The 17986-nt window shown below is 39.0% G+C and carries 13 protein-coding genes; 9 read left to right on the forward strand and 4 right to left on the reverse strand.

Features of this window, described 5'->3' with window-relative positions:
• Positions 1-53 precede the first annotated feature (53 nt).
• From D1B33_RS03765 to csaB, 6 genes are all read left to right on the forward strand, one after another.
• Positions 54-2978 (forward strand): EAL domain-containing protein, encoded by a 2925-nt coding sequence (locus tag D1B33_RS03765; RefSeq protein ID WP_118874984.1) that lies wholly within the window; start codon positions 54-56, stop codon positions 2976-2978.
• Positions 2979-3317: 339 nt separating this feature from the next.
• Positions 3318-3665: a PAS domain S-box protein gene (locus D1B33_RS03770; protein ID WP_118874985.1), complete on the forward strand. Its 348-nt coding sequence runs from the start codon at positions 3318-3320 to the stop codon at positions 3663-3665.
• Between the two features lie 356 nt (positions 3666-4021).
• Positions 4022-4762 carry a WecB/TagA/CpsF family glycosyltransferase gene (locus D1B33_RS03775; protein ID WP_233549375.1) on the forward strand — a complete coding sequence of 247 codons (741 nt, stop codon included), beginning with the start codon at positions 4022-4024 and terminating at the stop codon, positions 4760-4762.
• Positions 4759-6312: a putative polysaccharide biosynthesis protein gene (locus D1B33_RS03780; protein WP_118874986.1), complete on the forward strand. Its 1554-nt coding sequence runs from the start codon at positions 4759-4761 to the stop codon at positions 6310-6312. Before D1B33_RS03775 ends, D1B33_RS03780 begins: the two co-directional genes overlap by 4 nt.
• Before the next feature lie 154 nt (positions 6313-6466).
• Positions 6467-8386, forward strand: a complete 1920-nt coding sequence (locus D1B33_RS03785; RefSeq protein ID WP_118874987.1) for a DUF5693 family protein — start codon at positions 6467-6469, stop codon at positions 8384-8386.
• Positions 8386-9471 carry a polysaccharide pyruvyl transferase CsaB gene (csaB, locus tag D1B33_RS03790; RefSeq protein WP_118874988.1) on the forward strand — a complete coding sequence of 362 codons (1086 nt, stop codon included), beginning with the start codon at positions 8386-8388 and terminating at the stop codon, positions 9469-9471. Before D1B33_RS03785 ends, csaB begins: the two co-directional genes overlap by 1 nt.
• A 545-nt stretch (positions 9472-10016) precedes the next feature.
• Here the strand turns inward: csaB and D1B33_RS03800 are convergent.
• Positions 10017-10487 (reverse strand): IDEAL domain-containing protein, encoded by a 471-nt coding sequence (locus D1B33_RS03800; protein ID WP_118874990.1) that lies wholly within the window; start codon positions 10485-10487, stop codon positions 10017-10019.
• 458 nt (positions 10488-10945) lie between these two features.
• Here D1B33_RS03800 and D1B33_RS03805 point away from each other — a divergent pair, with 458 nt between their 5' ends.
• The gene (locus tag D1B33_RS03805; protein WP_118874991.1) at positions 10946-12535 is read left to right on the forward strand and encodes a hypothetical protein; all 1590 of its coding nucleotides are present in this window, start codon (positions 10946-10948) and stop codon (positions 12533-12535) included.
• Positions 12532-15366, forward strand: a complete 2835-nt coding sequence (locus tag D1B33_RS03810; RefSeq protein WP_118874992.1) for a DEAD/DEAH box helicase — start codon at positions 12532-12534, stop codon at positions 15364-15366. The genes D1B33_RS03805 and D1B33_RS03810 overlap by 4 nt, the downstream gene beginning before the upstream one ends.
• 362 nt (positions 15367-15728) lie before the next feature.
• Here the strand turns inward: D1B33_RS03810 and D1B33_RS03815 are convergent, their stop codons facing one another.
• Positions 15729-16139, reverse strand: a complete 411-nt coding sequence (locus D1B33_RS03815) for a single-stranded DNA-binding protein (RefSeq protein WP_118874993.1) — start codon at positions 16137-16139, stop codon at positions 15729-15731.
• Positions 16140-16391: 252 nt separating this feature from the next.
• On the opposite strand from D1B33_RS03815, the gene D1B33_RS03820 reads away from it, so the two are divergent.
• Complete coding sequence (locus D1B33_RS03820; RefSeq protein ID WP_118874994.1) at positions 16392-16817, forward strand: YwpF family protein; 426 nt, start codon at positions 16392-16394, stop codon at positions 16815-16817.
• 139 nt (positions 16818-16956) lie between these two features.
• Here the strand turns inward: D1B33_RS03820 and D1B33_RS03825 are convergent, their stop codons facing one another.
• Both D1B33_RS03825 and D1B33_RS03830 read right to left on the reverse strand, forming a co-directional pair.
• Positions 16957-17331, reverse strand: coding sequence for a hypothetical protein (locus D1B33_RS03825; protein ID WP_118874995.1), 375 nt, complete (start codon positions 17329-17331; stop codon positions 16957-16959).
• Positions 17332-17482: 151 nt separating this feature from the next.
• Positions 17483-17875, reverse strand: a complete 393-nt coding sequence (locus D1B33_RS03830; protein WP_118874996.1) for a thioredoxin domain-containing protein — start codon at positions 17873-17875, stop codon at positions 17483-17485.
• Positions 17876-17986: the final 111 nt, after the last annotated feature.

Below are 17986 nucleotides of genomic sequence, written 5' to 3' on the forward strand. Positions count from 1 at the left end.
TATTAGTTTTATAAAATTAATTGTTAAATAAATTTCTTTGTGGGGAGGTATTTATGATTATGGGAATCTTCTTTAATAGAGCAAATGAACAAGAGAAGCAAGTTTTAGAAGTTGAGGGGGATTTTACTCCAGAAGTTTATGATCATATAAATGCTGTTGTAAAATTGGATAAAAATGGTCTGCTAGTTTCTTATAATAAAGCTTTTGCAAAGCAATATGGTTATACTGAACAAGATTTTAAAGAGCCATTCTTTAATGTACTGTGTAAGAGGGATTCACTCAATTGCATACAATATCTCGAAAAAGCTTTGCTTGGAAAGACCGAGAAATTTAACACTTTAGGGGTCACAAAAAATGGCACTTTGATTGAAATTAATGTCACATTTATTCCAATCAAAGAGAAGAATACTATTAAGGATATTTATGTAATCATAAAAAATATCACTGAATATCAAGATCAGAAGAAGGAACTTTCTCTAGTGCAAAAAAGGCTTGAAGTGTTCAACGATATTAAAGAGATCTGCAGTTTTTATTACGATGCCATTAATGATTTTCACTATTTTTCTAAGCAATTCGCTAGTATCTTTGGGGTTGATGAGGAAAGAACTTTTACTCCCTCTTTGAATTATGTTCTGCGTTTTATCCATCCCGAAGATAGTAGTCGAGTAAAAAATACAGTTCAAAACGGATTAAGAGAAAAAACTGGATATGAAATGGAATTTCGAATAATTAAAAAAGATAGAACTGTACGTCAAATTAAAGTTAAAACAGAAGTTTTTCTTAATAAAAAAGGAAACCTTGAGGGTCTTGTAGGATTCGTCCAGGATGTTACAGATTATGGAATTTCTGATGATATATCAGAAAAAGAAAAACAAATTAAATTACTTTATGATAATTCAGATATAGGAATTTGGTCTTTTGATATGCTCACAGATAAATTCAACATTTCAAAGGGGATAGAGTATTTAGCTGGTTATACAAACGATGAAATTTATAATGGTTTTCAATGGCCTTCCATTATCCATCCTGAGGATTTACAGAAATTTATGGATATTATTAATTCGGCAACAGAAAGTATCATGCATCAATTCCGGATTATACATAAGAACGGTGGGATCCGGTGGGTACAGAATTATATAATCCCATCTTGGAATAATAATGGGCAAATTGTTCGTCTTGATGGATTAATATCGGATATTACTGAACAAAAAGTGTTGGAAGAAAAGATTAAATACTTGGCTAATTACGATGTTTTGACAAAACTCCCCAATCGGAATATGTTCATTGAAAGGTTAAATCAAATAATAGATGAGTATGCTGACAGCAATAATCAATTTGCAGTCATAAAATTGAATATTGATGGTTTCAAGTATATCAATGATACTCTCGGCAATGAAGTTGGCGATGAGTTGTTAAAACAATTACCTATTCGCGCAACAAAACATTTAACGTCCCAAGATTTGCTTGCTCGTCGTGGTGAGGATCAGTTTATGATATTAGTTGACAAAATAAATTCGCTTGACGCTCTGAAAGAAATAGTCAAAAAGATAAATGAATCCCTTAACAAACCATTCAATATAAAAGAGTATCAATTATATATCACTGTAAGTATTGGAATTTGTACCTACCCTGAAAATGGAGTAACTAGCTTGGAGCTATTAAGAAATGCAAGTTACGCATTACAAAATGCGAAAAAACGAGGGAAAAATAATTATCATATCCTCTCATATTCTAGTAGTATACAATCTTATAAAAACTATAGTATTGGAAGAGACTTGAAAAAAGCAGTAGAGAATAGGGAGATGGTTTTGTATTTTCAAACTCGAGTGGATGCCCATTCAAACCAAATCATTAGTGCAGAAGCTCTTATCCGTTGGAATCATCCTGAGTGGGGCCTTATTTCTCCACATGAATTTCTTACAATTGCCGAAGAAAATGGCTTAATTACTGAGATAGATGATTGGGTTTTAAATGAAGCTTGTAATCAAATAAAAAATTGGAAAGATAGGGGGATGCATCTTGTACCGATTTCAATTAATATTTCTGCAGTTCATTTTTTGAAGCCAGATTGGCCTAGAAAAGTTGCCGAAATTATTAGAGATGTAGGAATTCATCCATCCGATATGGAATTTGAAATTACAGAAAGTACGATATTAAATGACTCGGAAATAGTTAAAAATTCAATATTAATGTTAAAAGAATTAGGAATTAAAATAGCTTTAGATGATTTTGGAAAAGGCTATTCTTCTCTTTCCTATTTAACTCAATATCCATTTGATGTGATTAAAATAGATAAATCATTTATACGAAACATGCACTATAGTGATCGAGATTTGCATCTTACAAAATCAATTATTTATATGGCCAAAGGATTAAATGTAAGAGTAGTAGCAGAAGGTGTAGAAACGATTCAGCAATTAAAAATACTTCAACAAGAACAATGTCATGAAATCCAAGGCTATTTATTTAGTCACCCGGTTCCCGTTAAAGAGTTTGAAGTACTTTTACAGAAAAAAGTATTATCGCCGATGGATCCTAAACAAAAAGCGAAACAAAGCAAAAGAAAACATTATCGCATTAATTTACCTAGTCCGCTTGAGGCTGACATACTACTTGCATCAATTGCGGGTCGAGCTATGCAATTAGGGGTATCAAAGGTATTGATTGAAGATATCAGTATTGGTGGTCTACGATTCGTATCTGATTTAAAGTTACCTATAAGAGGCGATGTGATTTACCGTTTTAAAACAGAAATTCTTGGACAAATCATTACTTTTAATGGGAGCATCGTTTGGAAAGAAGAAATAAATGAGGATTTAATGGAATATGGTATTAAGTTTATTCTTGAAGAAGATGAACAAGCTTCATTATCTACTCTTCTTAATTCTTTTAGTATTCTATTAAATAATAATACAAGTCTGCCACCATACAGGAAGGTAATTGTAGATAAATATCAATATTTTAATAATAAATTGTAACTGTGAGGAATTTTCAAAATACATAAATAATATGAGCATTCCTTGCACCTGTGTAGTTAGTTGACAATTAAGGATGTGGGGCGTATGAAATTTCGTTGTTGCTCGTCATTTGAAGTGTTGCTATAGAAGTTGCAGCTATGACGAACCACAAGAAACCGCGAATTGCTATTTCAACACGCCCACTTCTGCATTAGTTAATCTGTTGTGAGAAGAGTGCCTTCTAATAGGTTACAGAAAACGGGAAAAGAACTAACAACAAAAGTGAAACGTAAAAACGGCTTAATAGGTAAAAAATTATGATTCCACCTAGCATTATTGAATTGAGGAGGCTAATACACAATGATGTCCCTTAAAATCAAATGCAAAAATATTTGCACCTTCAAAAATAATGCACTTTATATCCTTGATGAAGATGGTTTCTTTTTGGAAGTAAAAGGGGCAACCGAAAAAATTTGTGGCTATTCTTCCTTTGAATTATTGGGAAAGAGCGTTGCTCATTTGTTGCCCATGCTTGAAATTCCTAAAATTAGGGATTATATTAATCGAGTATTGCAAGGCCAAACACTCATATATCATACTAAAGTGGTTCACAAAGACAGCCGAAAAATAGAGATTCAGGTAAAAGCCATGCCCATAAAAAAACAAGGAAAAGTAGTTGGGATTTACAGCTTGGTAAAACATCTTTAAAGTAAAGAGATTAATTACCTAAAACATATTATTTTTGAACCGCAAGCACACAGAAAGGGGCATGAAGGGGGAAATTCACGGCATGACCAGTCATCACGTGAATTTCTTTCCTTCATGCCTCTTCTTCTATATCGCGATTTGACAATAATCTATACTCAATGTTAAATTCGATTGCTATGTAGAGATAGTAGTAAAGAAACCTTATTGATTACATCAATACATCCTTTTTTTTGCAGAACCCAGCATTCTACACCGTTTCTCCAACTTCCCCCTCCTTCGAAAATTTCCTTCAGCATTCGCTTTTATGGTATGATAGTTGGCAGTAAACAGGTAATAGAAATGAGGTTTAATTGTAAATGAAGCAAGTGATGATAATGGGTATCCCTTTTTTACATATTGATCAGAAGGGCTTTGTTTCCTTATTAACAGAGCGCATTCAGCAGAAAGAAAAAACGTTTGTCATTACGGCGAATCCCGAAGTGGTGATGAAAGCACAGGAAGAGCCGCAATTTATGGAATATGTCAAAAAAGCGACATACGTTTGCGCCGATGGAATTGGCGTTGTGAAAGCCGCGCAAATTCTCGGTGACCCGCTGCCTGAACGCGTAACGGGCTACGATTCAATGGTTCAGTTGCTTGAGATTGGCAACCAAAAACGCTTTAAAGTTTTCCTTCTAGGCGCCAAAAACGAGACCCTTCAAAAAACGGTCGAAAACATCAATGCAACCTACCCAAACGTAGAAATCGTCGGATATCAAGACGGATATTTTGATTGGAATTCGAATGATATCGCCGATCGCATTAACGAAACACAGCCTGATTTAGTTTTCGTCGCATTGGGCGTGCCGCGTCAGGAAAAATGGATTTCCGAGAACCTGGACAAGTTTAGCCATGGTGTTTTCATCGGTGTTGGCGGTTCATTTGATGTTATTGCTGGAACCGTCAAACGCGCACCGATTGTTTGGCAAAAATTGAATTTGGAATGGCTTTACCGATTGCTTTCCCAGCCAAGCCGCTTCGGCAGAATGCTTTCCTTGCCGCGCTTTGCCATCCAAGTATTCAAGTTAAAAGGTAAAGGCCAGGGGTCAACACGATGAGCCAGTCAACTTTTGTTAAAAGTACGATTATCCTGACCATTGCCACGCTCCTTTCCAAAGTTTTGGGCAGCATTTTCCGCATACCCCTGCAAAACATCGCGGGAGATGAAGTTCTTGGGATCTTCTCGCTCGTTTATCCGGTTTATATGGTGGCGCTTTACCTATCAGTAGCGGGCATTCCGCTTGCCATCTCGAAGCTCATTGCGGAAGTTCGCACAAAAAATGAACCACATAAAATCAAGGAAATTTACTTTACCGCAAGCATTCTCGCTTTATGCTTTGGTGTTCTAAGCTTTGCGATTATCTTTGGGTTTTCATCGCAAATTGCGAATGCCTTGGGCGGACCTTCTACCGAAATTGCCTTAATCGTGGTGGCACTCACTTTACTCGTTGCTCCCTATATGGCCGTTTATCGAGGGTTCTTCCAAGGTTTTGGCAATATGCAGCCAACTGCGGTTTCCCAAGTAATCGAGCAGCTTGTTCGTGTGGTGTTAATCTTGGTGATTTCGTATATTTTGGTTTCGATGAACTATTCGAATGAAATCGTGGCCGGCGGGGTCATGGTCGGTTCTGTTATTGGTGCTCTTGCTTCCCTGCTCTATTTGCGTTTTCAATACACACGTTCGTCGCTCAAGGTGGCTACATCGAACAAATATACATTCGAAAACTTTAAATCGTGGAGTAAAGTTATCCTAAAGATATCGATTCCGATTGCCATTGGCTCGGTGACCATGGCTTTGTTCAACTTTGTGGATTCTTTTACCGTTACATACGGCCTTAGAAGTGCGGGTGCACAAGCCGATGAAATTAATTCTTTATACGGGATATATGGTCGCGGGCTGACACTCGTGCAAATTGCAACTGTCTTCTCTTCCTCCATCATCCTCCCGCTTGTTCCTTTAATTACATCGAAATTAGCGGAGAATAATATAAGTGGGACAAGAGAAATTATTGAGCGAACGCACAACTTGACACATCTGATTTCGTGGCCGACTGCAATGGGTTTATTGGCATTGACTTTGCCATTAAACCTGGCGCTCTTTACAAACCTAGAGGGCAGCACGATGCTCGCGATTATTAACTTAAGTGCCGTCTTTACGTCCCTTACCATTTTGGGGACAGGCATTCTTCAGGGGATGAACTATGCGCGAACAGGGGCCTTCATCATTCTTGCCGGAGTGGTTGTCAAAGTGTTTTCCAACATTTCCTTCATCCGTATTTATGGATTAGATGGCGCCGCCTATTCTACCTTGTTTGTTTATTTATTAATCTTTATCGTGAATACTTACTTTATCTTTAAACATATCCGCTTTACCATTCTTAATGGCAAGATTGTAAAAATGATCATCTCTTCGATTATTATGGGTGCTGTCGTTGGATTGCCTACCCTTTGGTGGGATATCGCCTCTTGGTCGAGAGCGTTGGCAATGGGCTATATCCTTATTAGCATCGTTGTCGCCGCTGTGATTTATTTTGCGTTGCTGTGGGTGTCAAAAGCGATCAATAAACAAGATTTGAAACAACTGCCCGTGATTGGGAAGAAATTTTAACTTTATTCAGCTATCAAGAAATTCGAGTGAATTAAATTAATAGCCTGCGGTGGATGCCACTGATTTTTAGAGGAGACTTTTCGAGTTTACTCTAAAAATTCTGGGCTCCAATAAACCAAGGCGTATTCGATAAAATGAGAGGAAGAACATTTTAATGTTGAAATCAAAATGGCTGTGGGGTATTTTGCTCCTGGTTTTACTATTATCTTCACCCGGCATCATCAATAGGTGGCAAGCGGAAAGTGCAAATGACCGCTATGAAGTGATGATTCCGTTTAATGAAATTCTGACGGTTTCCAAGGAAAGCGATTATACAATCGATGAGCTTTTATCGATTTTGAAACAATCCGGTTTAATTTCGGTAAGTCTTGAGCCAAGTTCACTGGAAGACTTGGCAGATGAAAATATCGTCTCCCTATATGAAGAAAGAGAACTGGCCGATGCTTTATTGTTCACGGATTATGAAGGCGCGGTGGATACGGAAAAAACCGGCTTTTATATTTCCGTGCCGGAAGAACGCATTTACCAAGAGTTCATCACGTCCAACTTGACTGTGGAAAATGTCACGATTGCTGGAAAGCCTTTTTATTTCCTTGCAAGCTCGGATGATCTTTTCGAACTGGATACGCCTTTTGGTTATAATGGCGCAACCATTAACCAACTCAAAGAGCTAGGGTTAAATGTTGTGCTTAGAACAGTAAACGATGACAGTGAAATTGTGAATGAGATGCTCGTGGAGCAACTCGTTTCGTTGAAGAATGAAGTTTCCCCGGTATTGCTTGGCGCTGGTACAGAAATGATCGGCTTTGGCGACGAAAACGAAAATATGAAAGACTTGAAAAAAAAGCTGCAGGAAGCCGGCTATTTCTTCTATACCATTGAAGGAAGCCCGCTGAAGGGTGAATATGAGTTTGCCAAAAGCAACCAATATAATGTAGTTCGATTGATTAGCATCAATGTAAATAAAGAGACTGATTTAACGGTTTCCGAGAGTATCGACCGCTCCACACGTGCCGTGAAAGAACGGAATATCAAGTCAATCTTCTATCATTTGAGAACAACTGGAAATGCACAAGAGAATATCGACGAAGCCGTCAGCTACTTGACGGGTGTGCAAGAGAAAATGCCCGAACACTTTACGTTGGGAACGCCAAAATTCTTTAACTCTATTTCCGTTCCTGCATGGGTGACAGCACTGGTTTTATTGGCAGGCATTTTATTTACGTACTTAATGACGGAAACGATCAAAAATCAAAAGGTGCGTCTCGCTGCAGCAGGATTCATGGCGTTGATAGCGATTGCTTACTTTGTGTTAGACAAAGTGCTGTTCTTGCAAGCATTCGCTTTGATCATTGCTGTGCTCACGCCGATTTATGCCGTTGTCAAATCGGCACATGGTTCTACGCGCATCCGCGATATTTTGGTTCAATATGTTAAAGCGATTGCGATTAGCTTGATCGGTATTTTCATCGTGATTGGCTTATTGAATGGAAACGGCTTTGTCACAGGATTTGAAGTGTTCAGAGGCGTTAAGCTTGTTTATGTGATTCCGATAGCCGGTATCGTGTTGTTCGCTTTATTCCAAATTTACGATATTACGAAAAATGGTTTCAAAGGTTCACTTAATACTTCTGTGAAATTGTTGAATAAAGAAGTGAAGTATTGGCATTTGCTGGTACTGGCAATCGTTGCGGCAATCGGCATGTTCTATATCGGCCGAACTGGCAACGCAGGTACGGTAAGTGAATTCGAGTTGATGTTCAGACAATGGTTGGAAAACGTGTTGTATGTTCGACCTCGAACAAAAGAATTCTTGATCGGCTTCCCATTCTTCGTGTTGGCTCTGTATGTAATGGGCATCAATAAAAAATGGGGCACGATTTTACTGATTCCAGGCGTTATCGGATTTTTATCGATCATGAATACCTTCACGCACTTGCATATCCCGGTATCAGTTTCGTTATTGCGGACACTTTATAGTACCGTACTTGGATTCTTGATTGGATTAGTGTTCATCTTCATCTTTAATCTGTTGGTGAAATGGATGATGAAAGTAAAAATGAGGTGGTCTTAATGCATGTAGTGTTATCTGGATATTACGGATTCGACAATGTTGGAGACGAGGCCATTCTCTTTTCGATTATTCATGCCTTAAGAAAGCTGCATGATGGTATCGACATCACGGTACTCTCCAATAATCCGGAAGCTACCGAAAAAACATATGGCGTGCGCGCCGTGAACCGCTGGAAATTAAAAAACATCAGCAATGTGTTGAAGCAAGCGGACGGCTTAATCAGCGGCGGCGGAAGCTTGCTGCAGGACCAAACCGGCATCAAATCAATCCCTTACTACTCGGGGATTATGAGAATCGCCAAAATGCATAACATACCAGTGTTTGTTTATGCACAAGGTATGGGGCCAATCAATAAAGGCATCAGCAAGTTCATCGTTAGAAACACAATGAAAAAAGTTGACAGAATTACGGTTCGCGATGAGGATTCGAGAGCGTTGCTTCAAAACTTGGGCGTTCGAAAGTCAATTGACATCGTGCCTGATCCCGTTTTGGGACTAGATGGCTCAACGTTTCAGAGCAAATGGCTTGAGAGTAGCTCTTTAACTACTGGCGGCTATATCACCGTGAGTGTTCGCGACTGGCCATCTCCTATTGATTTTAAGAAGAAAATTGCCGAAAGCTTGGACCAGCTAGCAAGCAGTGGCGAAAAAATCGTCTTTATTCCGATGCACGGTGAACATGATTATAAAACGTCGGAAGAGCTCGCTAAGATGATGAAGGCGGAAAGCGTCATTGCCCCTTCTGATTTATCGATTGAGGAGAAAATTGCGGTGATCGGCTATTCGAAATTACTGATAGGCATGAGACTGCATTCGTTAATTTTCTCCAGCATCTTTTATACACCGTTTATCGCCTTATCGTATGATCCGAAAATCGATGCATTCGCCAATATCGTGGCGCAGCCGGTCATCGGCCATGTGGAAAAGGATAACTGGGATGCAGCGGTGCTAACTCAAAAAGCGAAAGACATTCTGGCTAGTGAAGATGCAAAAGAACAACTGCAAAAGAAAGTGCAGCCGTTGCAAGCCAAAACGCTCAATACTGCAAAAATGGCATTGGAGCTTTTTGGACAAGCGAAGAAGTAATTTAGGAAAGGATCCTGTGGGGTCCTTTCTTTTTTGGTTTCGCATTAATTTAGAGGTGTTCGGTGAATGGGAAATTTGGTTGATAAAAAAGTTGATGTGTCCGGTAAATTTGCGAATTTGTCTGGTAAAATTGCTGGAAGTGTCCGGTAAAATTCTAGTGTCCCATAGAACGAAAATTTTATCCCATAGAATCGTAAAAGTGTGCCATAGAATTATAAAAATGTCCCATAAAACAAAAAAACCTTCTACAGTAAAGTTTTTTCTAAAAAATAGGTTTACGCTGATTCATAGCGGGTATAAAGCAAGCAAAGGAGCGCGAAAATCATGAAAAAACAACAACGATATAATTTAACAAAAGAAGACTGGTTATTCGGCATCATTGGTTCTTCCATCGTCGTCTTGATTCTTCAATTTTTATATTAAACGTTTCTTCATTTCTGTGCTTCCCCTTTTATACATAAAACCTCGCTTACAATAAATAAAGCACCTTCGATTTTCCAATCAAGGTGCTCGTTAAATTTTATTGATTTTTCCCTCACGAACCATTATTGTGGCCCATATAATTTTGCTTTTTCTGTTGCTAACTCGTAAAAACGTTTTTCATCTCGATCTTCCAATGCCTCATCAATCAGACGTTCTAGATTTTGTTTTTCCAAATCTCGAATGATTTCATGCATTTCCGAGTTGCCTTCTTCAATTTTTCCTGGTTTGGTTTTATCTTCTGTTTCGGCTTGGTCTAAAATCGGAGTTAAATGTTCATGTACATTTGATATTAAGAGTAATTGGTAGAGAGGTAAACGAATAAATCGATTTCCGCGTTGAAATACAAAAATCTCCGAAAGATTTTCAATTTGCTTTGTTTCCAGGTCCACTATCATTTCCTTGCCCTCAACCGGTACAAAATGATAAAGCTCATCATCCTTCATCAGTGAAAAATATTGATAAGCAAATACTAATCGCAGCGTATTTCCATTAACTTTTGTATAAAAAGGCTTCATATACTGCACTTGAATCATTTTTTATCCCCTCCTATTTAGATTGTTTCCTCAATTTAAGATTTTTCTCAACTATACTATGAAAGCGATTTCACTTTTTCTTTGATGTTGGCTCATTTACATATGTAAGGAAGCGCTTTTCAAGAATTCCTGCTGTATCTCATCATACGAATTGAAGATTTAGTTAATGCTAGGATTCCCATACTTTTCTTTTTTCAAACTAGCGAAGTGATTTAACTATTTCGTATTGTAAATTTGTTTATTTATTATTTATCTACCCATTTCTAGGGATTAAAACATCTAAATTACGAAAATAATGATTCATGTTGGTCCTTTTTTAAATTTTTTCATACTTTTTGTTTTACATCTTGTTTCAAGTTATAATGGAGGGAAGGACTTTTTTGACTAAGGAAGAGATGTTCTTTTTTGGTCAATGAAACAGTATTTAATAAAATGCTGTTTTTAAGGAGCGAAAGATTATGGCATTATCCATTGCATCATTAGCAAGAGAGCAAACTCTCTTCATTAAAACCCAGCTTGACCAGATTGAGCATGCATTGCATCCATCTGTTACCGAAGATGAAGAGCTGGTTCGCCGCGCATTGTTTGCGGTTCGGAACAAGTCGGTTATTTTCGATCGTTATATACCATCGACGACAAACCTTTATGCAGCCGTCCAAGATGTACGGCCAACACAAGTTTTGATTAATTTCCGCGATGAAATCGTCCATTGCGACTGCCCGCACGGAGAATGGTGCCGGCATAAAGTGAGCGTTATTTTATCGCTATATCAATATATTGATTCAGTGCAAGATTGGACAGCGAAATGGCGCTCGAAGAAAAGCGTGAATTTGCATCTTTTGGCTACCGAACGTACACCTGAAAGCTGGCTTGCTATGGTGGACGAAGTAATGAGCCATCTACTGCCTGAGGGACGGCCGATTGAAAAATTCCAAATTTCCACGGTTGCCGAGAATGCCGATAGTAAATTAAAGAGACATCTTCCCTTTGAACGCGAATGGCAGCCTCTTTATGAATTGTTTATGCAAATTTCTATTCTAAATAAAATCTGGCAACACCTGAATCTATTCGGCAACACGATTCACAGCGATTATTTTGAATACTTCTTTAATCGCCGCTTTGAAAAAATCCAAAATACGATTCATGAACTATCGGTGAAATCCCGTCTATTTGCCACCGATCCCTTTTTTGATGCACTTCAAGTGCTTGTTCGTGAGCTCTTGCTAGAGCGCAAAGCGCATATTGGCAGAAGGTTAAATGTTTATTTATTATTTTGGGATAACGTTTTTATCGAAAAAAGCCGAGCGGAAGAAGAACTTGAAATTCTGCAAAATTACTTAATGCAAGAGGAAAATCCTCTAAGCAGCGAGGTCCTACTTCCCACAATTTTGAACATCTTTCATATCTTATTGAAAAATTATGAGGCATTAAAACTGAATGTAGCATCCATTACCCCTGAACAGATGAATATTTACTTTGGCCTGGCGAAGTTTTCGCATTCTCGCCATGACGATGAAGCGAGCGAGTATATGTTAAAAGCAATGCTGCCCCTGTTGAACGACTATATCCAACATCATTTGACTCCTTCTCAACGTCAAATGTATGTAAGAAGAATTCATGCGCTTTACGAGAATGTTTCATTGACCGAACCAGAGGAACTATTGTTATATTCTGCTTTTGGCGTTTATGGTGTAGCTCCCTTTTCCGGCTATCTCTTAAAGCAAAAGCGCTATGAGGAGTGGGTGGCACTGCACCAATTATATCCGTCGTCGATTTCCTACTTGGATAGCTGTGGCCTCAAGGTTGTTCTGGAAGAAGCCCCATCATTAACTTTGCCGCTTTACCATTACTATGCATTGGAAGAGGTCAATCAAAAATCGAGAATGAACTATAAACAAGCGGTGCGCATATGGAAAATGATGAAATCAGCCGCAAAAAAATCAGGAAAAACGAACTTTTGGGAAGATTACATTCATACTGTTCGCGAACAATTTAAACGATTGCGTGCATTACAAGAAGAATTAGAGAAAGGAAATTTACTGGTATGACAGAAACGCCTTTTACAAAAATCATCCGAATATCCCTGGAAGAACTGCAGCCAGCTTTCTTTTCAATCACCGCATACAACGAAGCGGACGAAGTGATTCCTGCTAATAGTTGGACACGACCGTTATTTTTCCGTTATGAACCCAATTTTTATGGGCTCACCGCTAATCAGAGCGACAATGAGATTCAGCTTGCAACCGCTGAGTTGGTTGACTTGTTTTCGCCTTTCTATAAGCATCCCTTTGTGTCATTAGTGGGCGCAGATGCGAATAGCGAACAACTTCTTTCCACTATAAGAGCAGTTCAGCTTTTATGGAACAATAGCGTTTTGTGGGATTATGCGGTAACAGAAGAAAGGGAAAATGGCGAAGCAGCTTTTCGATTCGAGTTGCCTGAAAATTTCCTGCAAGATGAATTTGTTAAAAAAGCGATTGGGCATCACAGCATCTCCTTAGCTGAGTGTGAGGATATGCTGACAACTGCGGCGCATCAAAAATTGGCCTTTGCCGGATTGACTGCAAGCAATGTTCCCGCTTTGCTGCCGTTTTTTGCAAATGGCGGTTGGCCGTTAAATAAAGACCGCTCCATCGGCAATGTAAAAGTAGCCTTGCGATTAAGCGAACCGGAGGAAGGTTCTTCCGATTGGCTTTTGGAAACGGTTCTGAGTTCTACGAAAACTTCCAAGCTATGGACGCCTGCCATTCGCAAACGGCACTTGCCGATTGAGAAAACACTTCCTGAAAAATGGGCGCCTTTGGCAGAAGAGATTGCAAGCCAGCAAGCACAAATGCTGGAACTCATTGATTTAAGCGGTTATCACGTTGCTCCGGAGACATTTATACATACACCGCTGGAAGATCGGGATGTACGTAAATTGCTGCGGGATGATTTTGCAAAACTCGGCGCTGTTGGATTTGAGGTCATCTTGCCGGCATGGCTAAAAGAACTAAAGCATACGAAAATGCGCGTGCGTGTTAATGCCGGCAACCAATCGCAGAAATCCGTCGCAGGCCTGGATGATATCTTATCATTTAAATGGCAGCTTTCCGTGAACGGTGAAGTAATATCTGCCGAAGAATTCCGCAAGATTGTCGATGAAAAACGTGAATTTATCCGTATTGGTACTGATTGGTTCCGTATGGATGTGAACTGGATGAATGAAATCCGACAGCTAATGGATCAGGCTGAAGATGAAAACTGGACAGTAAAGGAATTGCTATTCCGCGAATTGCCAGAGGAGCTTGTCGCACCGTTGGATATGGATGAAGACGATGAGGAGCGGGATGATCCATTATTTGCATTTGAAATGCAGCGTTCGTTGCAGGATTACTTGGATCAACTTACAACGAAAAAGAATCTCCCTCCTATTCCACAGCCGATAGGGTTGCATGCTGAGTTGCGTCCATATCAGCAAGAAGGCTTTGAATGGCTGACATTTATGCGAGACCAGGAATTTGGTGCAGTGTTGGCCGATGATATGGGTCTTGGGAAAACCGTTCAAATGATTAGCTATCTTTTATATACGGTTGAAACGTTGAATGAGACTCGTCCATCGCTCATTATCTGTCCAACATCCGTTTTAGGAAACTGGCAAAAGGAACTGGATCGTTTTGCTCCTTCCCTTAAGATTGTAACGCATTATAGCTCTTCTCGCTTGAAGGACGAGGCGTTTCGACATATGGTGGATACTGAACAGCCCCATGTTATTTTGACAACGTATGGAACCATTACACAGGATATTGAATTTTTGCAGTTCATTGATTGGTCAACGGTCACACTAGATGAAGCGCAAAATATTAAAAATATGCAAACATTGCAATCTCGGGCCATCCGTAAGCTAAGTGGCAAACACCATATTGCCCTGACTGGTACACCGATTGAAAACAGGCTTTCTGAGTTGTGGGCTATTTTTGATTTTATCCATAAAGGCTATCTTGGGAGCTTTGGTAAGTTTCAGGAACAATTCATCGTACCGATTGAACGGGAAGAATCCGATCGGCATAAAGAAATTCTGCGGACAAAAATTCGTCCCTTCTTATTGCGCCGCACGAAAAAAGATCCGGATTTAATGTTGAATCTTCCTGAAAAGCAAGAAACCAAGGAGTTTTGTTCTTTAACAAGCGAACAAGCCGCGCTTTATGAAGGTTATATTGAAGATACTATGGCTCAGCTTGACATGATGACGGCCTTTGAGAAAAAAGGACGCATCCTCCAAATGCTTAGCAAATTGAAGCAATTGTGCAACCATCCTGCGCTTTACTCGAAAGAACCTTTTGACGAGGCGAAAACGATGCTAAATCGTTCCATTAAACTGAAACGGATTGTGGAGCTGGCCGCCGAAATTGTGGATAACGGCGAACAATGCCTGATTTTCACCCAATATATCGGCATGGGGCATTTGCTGCAACATTGCTTCTCCGAATTATACAATTTGGATATCCCTTTCCTTACAGGAAGCATGCCAAAGCAGCAGCGCGATCATTTCGTCGATCGCTTCCAGGCAGGAGAGTTTCCGATATTCTTGCTTTCCTTAAAAGCTGGCGGTACGGGACTAAATTTAACTGCTGCCAACCATGTCCTTCATGCTGATCGATGGTGGAACCCGGCAGTGGAAAATCAAGCAACTGACCGGGCTTATCGAATCGGCCAAACGCAATTTGTGCAAGTTCATAAATTCATTACCATTGGAACGATCGAAGAAAAAATTGATAAGATGATTGAAATGAAGTCTGCTTTGTCCGAGGAGTTAATCCAATCAAGCAATTGGTTAACGGAATTAAAAGAAGAAGAGTTAATGGATTTACTCATGTTGGATACGCATGCATTAAGATAAGAAACAGAGTCCGCACTTTTCGGACTCTGTTTTTTTTACAGTCTCTCGTTTTCCATTACGGTTTCCATATTCAGTTGTATTTCTCTACGAGTTTGTATGTAGAGCTGGAGGAAATGGTTACACTGCTGTGCGGTCAGGCAGTAGTGTGCTTTTTATCACCTTCTTTAGGCATATTTTTAAAGCGAGGCAGTATTTAGTGATATAAAAATTAATTGAAGGATTTTTCTGATATAGTAAGTTCAAATTTCCAACACAAACACAAGTTTAATACCGAGACGTTCAGACAAATACATTTAACATTTATTGAATCAAATATTTACCCTCTACAACATTACATTATCCACAACAATTCCATTGCTTGCCTAAAGAACCGGAACAGCACTTGCTTGTTCAGGAAGCACAAAATCCTTTGGCACTTCAACGTTTCCTGAGTTTTGCTGCGTTTTTCCTTCAGGCGTTTTTAACACATAAAATCGGACATCTTCTGCTAATACTTCAATTGTGTAAACTTTTGTATTTTCCTTATTCGTATAGGACCTGGATTGCAGTCTTCCACTAATGCCAACCAAAGAACCTTTCCCACAATAGTTCGCGATTCGTTCTGCAAGCCTTCCCCATGCAATGCAAGGAACGAAATTGGCATCTATATTTCCTTGATAGTTCTTGAAGTTTCGATTAATGGCAATCATAAAGCTGGCTTGTACCCGATCCTCCGAAAATGTTCTGAGATTCGGATCTTTCGTTAATCTTCCTACCAGTCCGACTTGGTTCATGGATTCACCTCCTTTCGTTTACGCTCTTATCATAAACGGGAAGGTCAAAAATTGACAAAATGCGAAAAATCAGATTCCCTTTATTTCTTGATAACAAAATTGATTTTTGAGCACGTCAAAATTTTAGTATTTCTACTAGAAACGTTGCGGCTCTAGGTATAACAACGTGGAGGATGGGTATGCCAAATATTAAATTTTGCAAATTTTATATGATATACTGAAATTACTAAAAATCATTCGGGGGAATTATATATGAAGACTTTTAAATTGCTTTCGTTCGATTTGATAAAGGAAGATGGCTACCTAAACCTCCCCATTGTCGATGGCATCGTCATCAACCAAGAAAACAGCCATAAATCATGGATTCTGGAATTATTCCTCCCTAAAGAGCACCAATCCACATTTGAAAAACTTAAAACGGACAATAACGTATTCGAAGTACAAGTGATCATTTCATTTCCGGAAAATGAACCCGCTCCATTTATAGTAAAGGTAAACAACATTGAAGTCATCGGGGAAAAAATTTCTGTATTACTGAAGGGGACAATCAAAACCCATAGAAGCAAGTATTCAGAGGCTTTATTAACTTATTTATTGAATGAAAATCTATCCAACGATGAATTGCTTTCCCGATTTAAGAAGGGAATGCGTGAAAGACCTCATTTGAAGGAATCATAATGATTTATGTAAGTTTATTTAGCGAGTTATCGGCATTTCCGAGCGAGTTTAACTAACTTACGGGTGAATTCTCATCATTCACTTCTCCCCCTCCTGCACACCCAAAAACGCCCCATTCCAAAATGGGGCGTTTTCGTTATTATCGATTATTATCAATGCGTTCATCGTTGTTATGAACATTGCCATTGGCATTTTGTCCGGCACCGTTGCTGTTTTGGATTCCGTTCTCGTCTATACCATCGCGGTCGTTGTCATTATTATCAACGCCATTGTTCAAGTCATTGTTTACTCCGTTATTGTAGGCATCATTGTTTACATTATTGTCGTTATCGTTGTCAATGACATCGTTAACGCCTTCACGAACGTCTTCTCCTAAATCTTCTACGCCGCGGACTGCGTCATTGCCTACATCTTGTACATCCTGAGCAGCATTGTTCCCATTGTTATCATTATTTCCACATCCGACTAATAACATTGAACCAAAAATGGCGATCCAGATCGATTTTTTCCACATAAAAAAAGTCCCCTCCTTTTCCCAGATGATTTTCTTCACATTTCAAATGTGAGTAATCATAGATTGCCCGAGAAAGAAAGGAACTATCCGAAAAAATAGCGGAATGAATTTTAGTTATTCTACAAAATCTTTACAAGCAAACAAGCAAGCTTTATTCTGCGTCTTTTAGCTGTTCTTTCAGCTTTTGCTCAATATACGCAGCTTCTGCTTTGCATTCATATGTAAAGTTTGTCCCAAGTTGCTTCTGCATTTTTTCAATCGATTCAATTTGTTTCGTTGTTGGTTTTTCATTTAAAATCTTGGCAATGACTTCATCAATTTTCTTTGCCAATTCTTCATGGAATTCATGGCTAAGCAATACTTCTTGTGGCACCTTGTCAAACCAAGCCGCATTTTCCGTAAAATACTTTTGCCAAATCTTAACGAAATCTTCCATTGAAAATTTGTCATCATCCCAACCAATACTTGCTAAATATGATTCAAAAGACGTCGAAATAGACCGGGTAATGCTGATCTTTACGCCTGAAGACAACTGTTTATACATTTAATTTAAAACCTCCTACGTTTAAAAGCCCAACTCTGGATGTTGCTGCACATCCTTTTGGTTAACTTTAACCCTTTTGGAAGATAAACGCAAAAATTCAACTTTTTTTCT

Source organism: Ureibacillus yapensis, from assembly GCF_003515775.1.
GTDB lineage: Bacteria > Bacillota > Bacilli > Bacillales_A > Planococcaceae > Ureibacillus > Ureibacillus yapensis.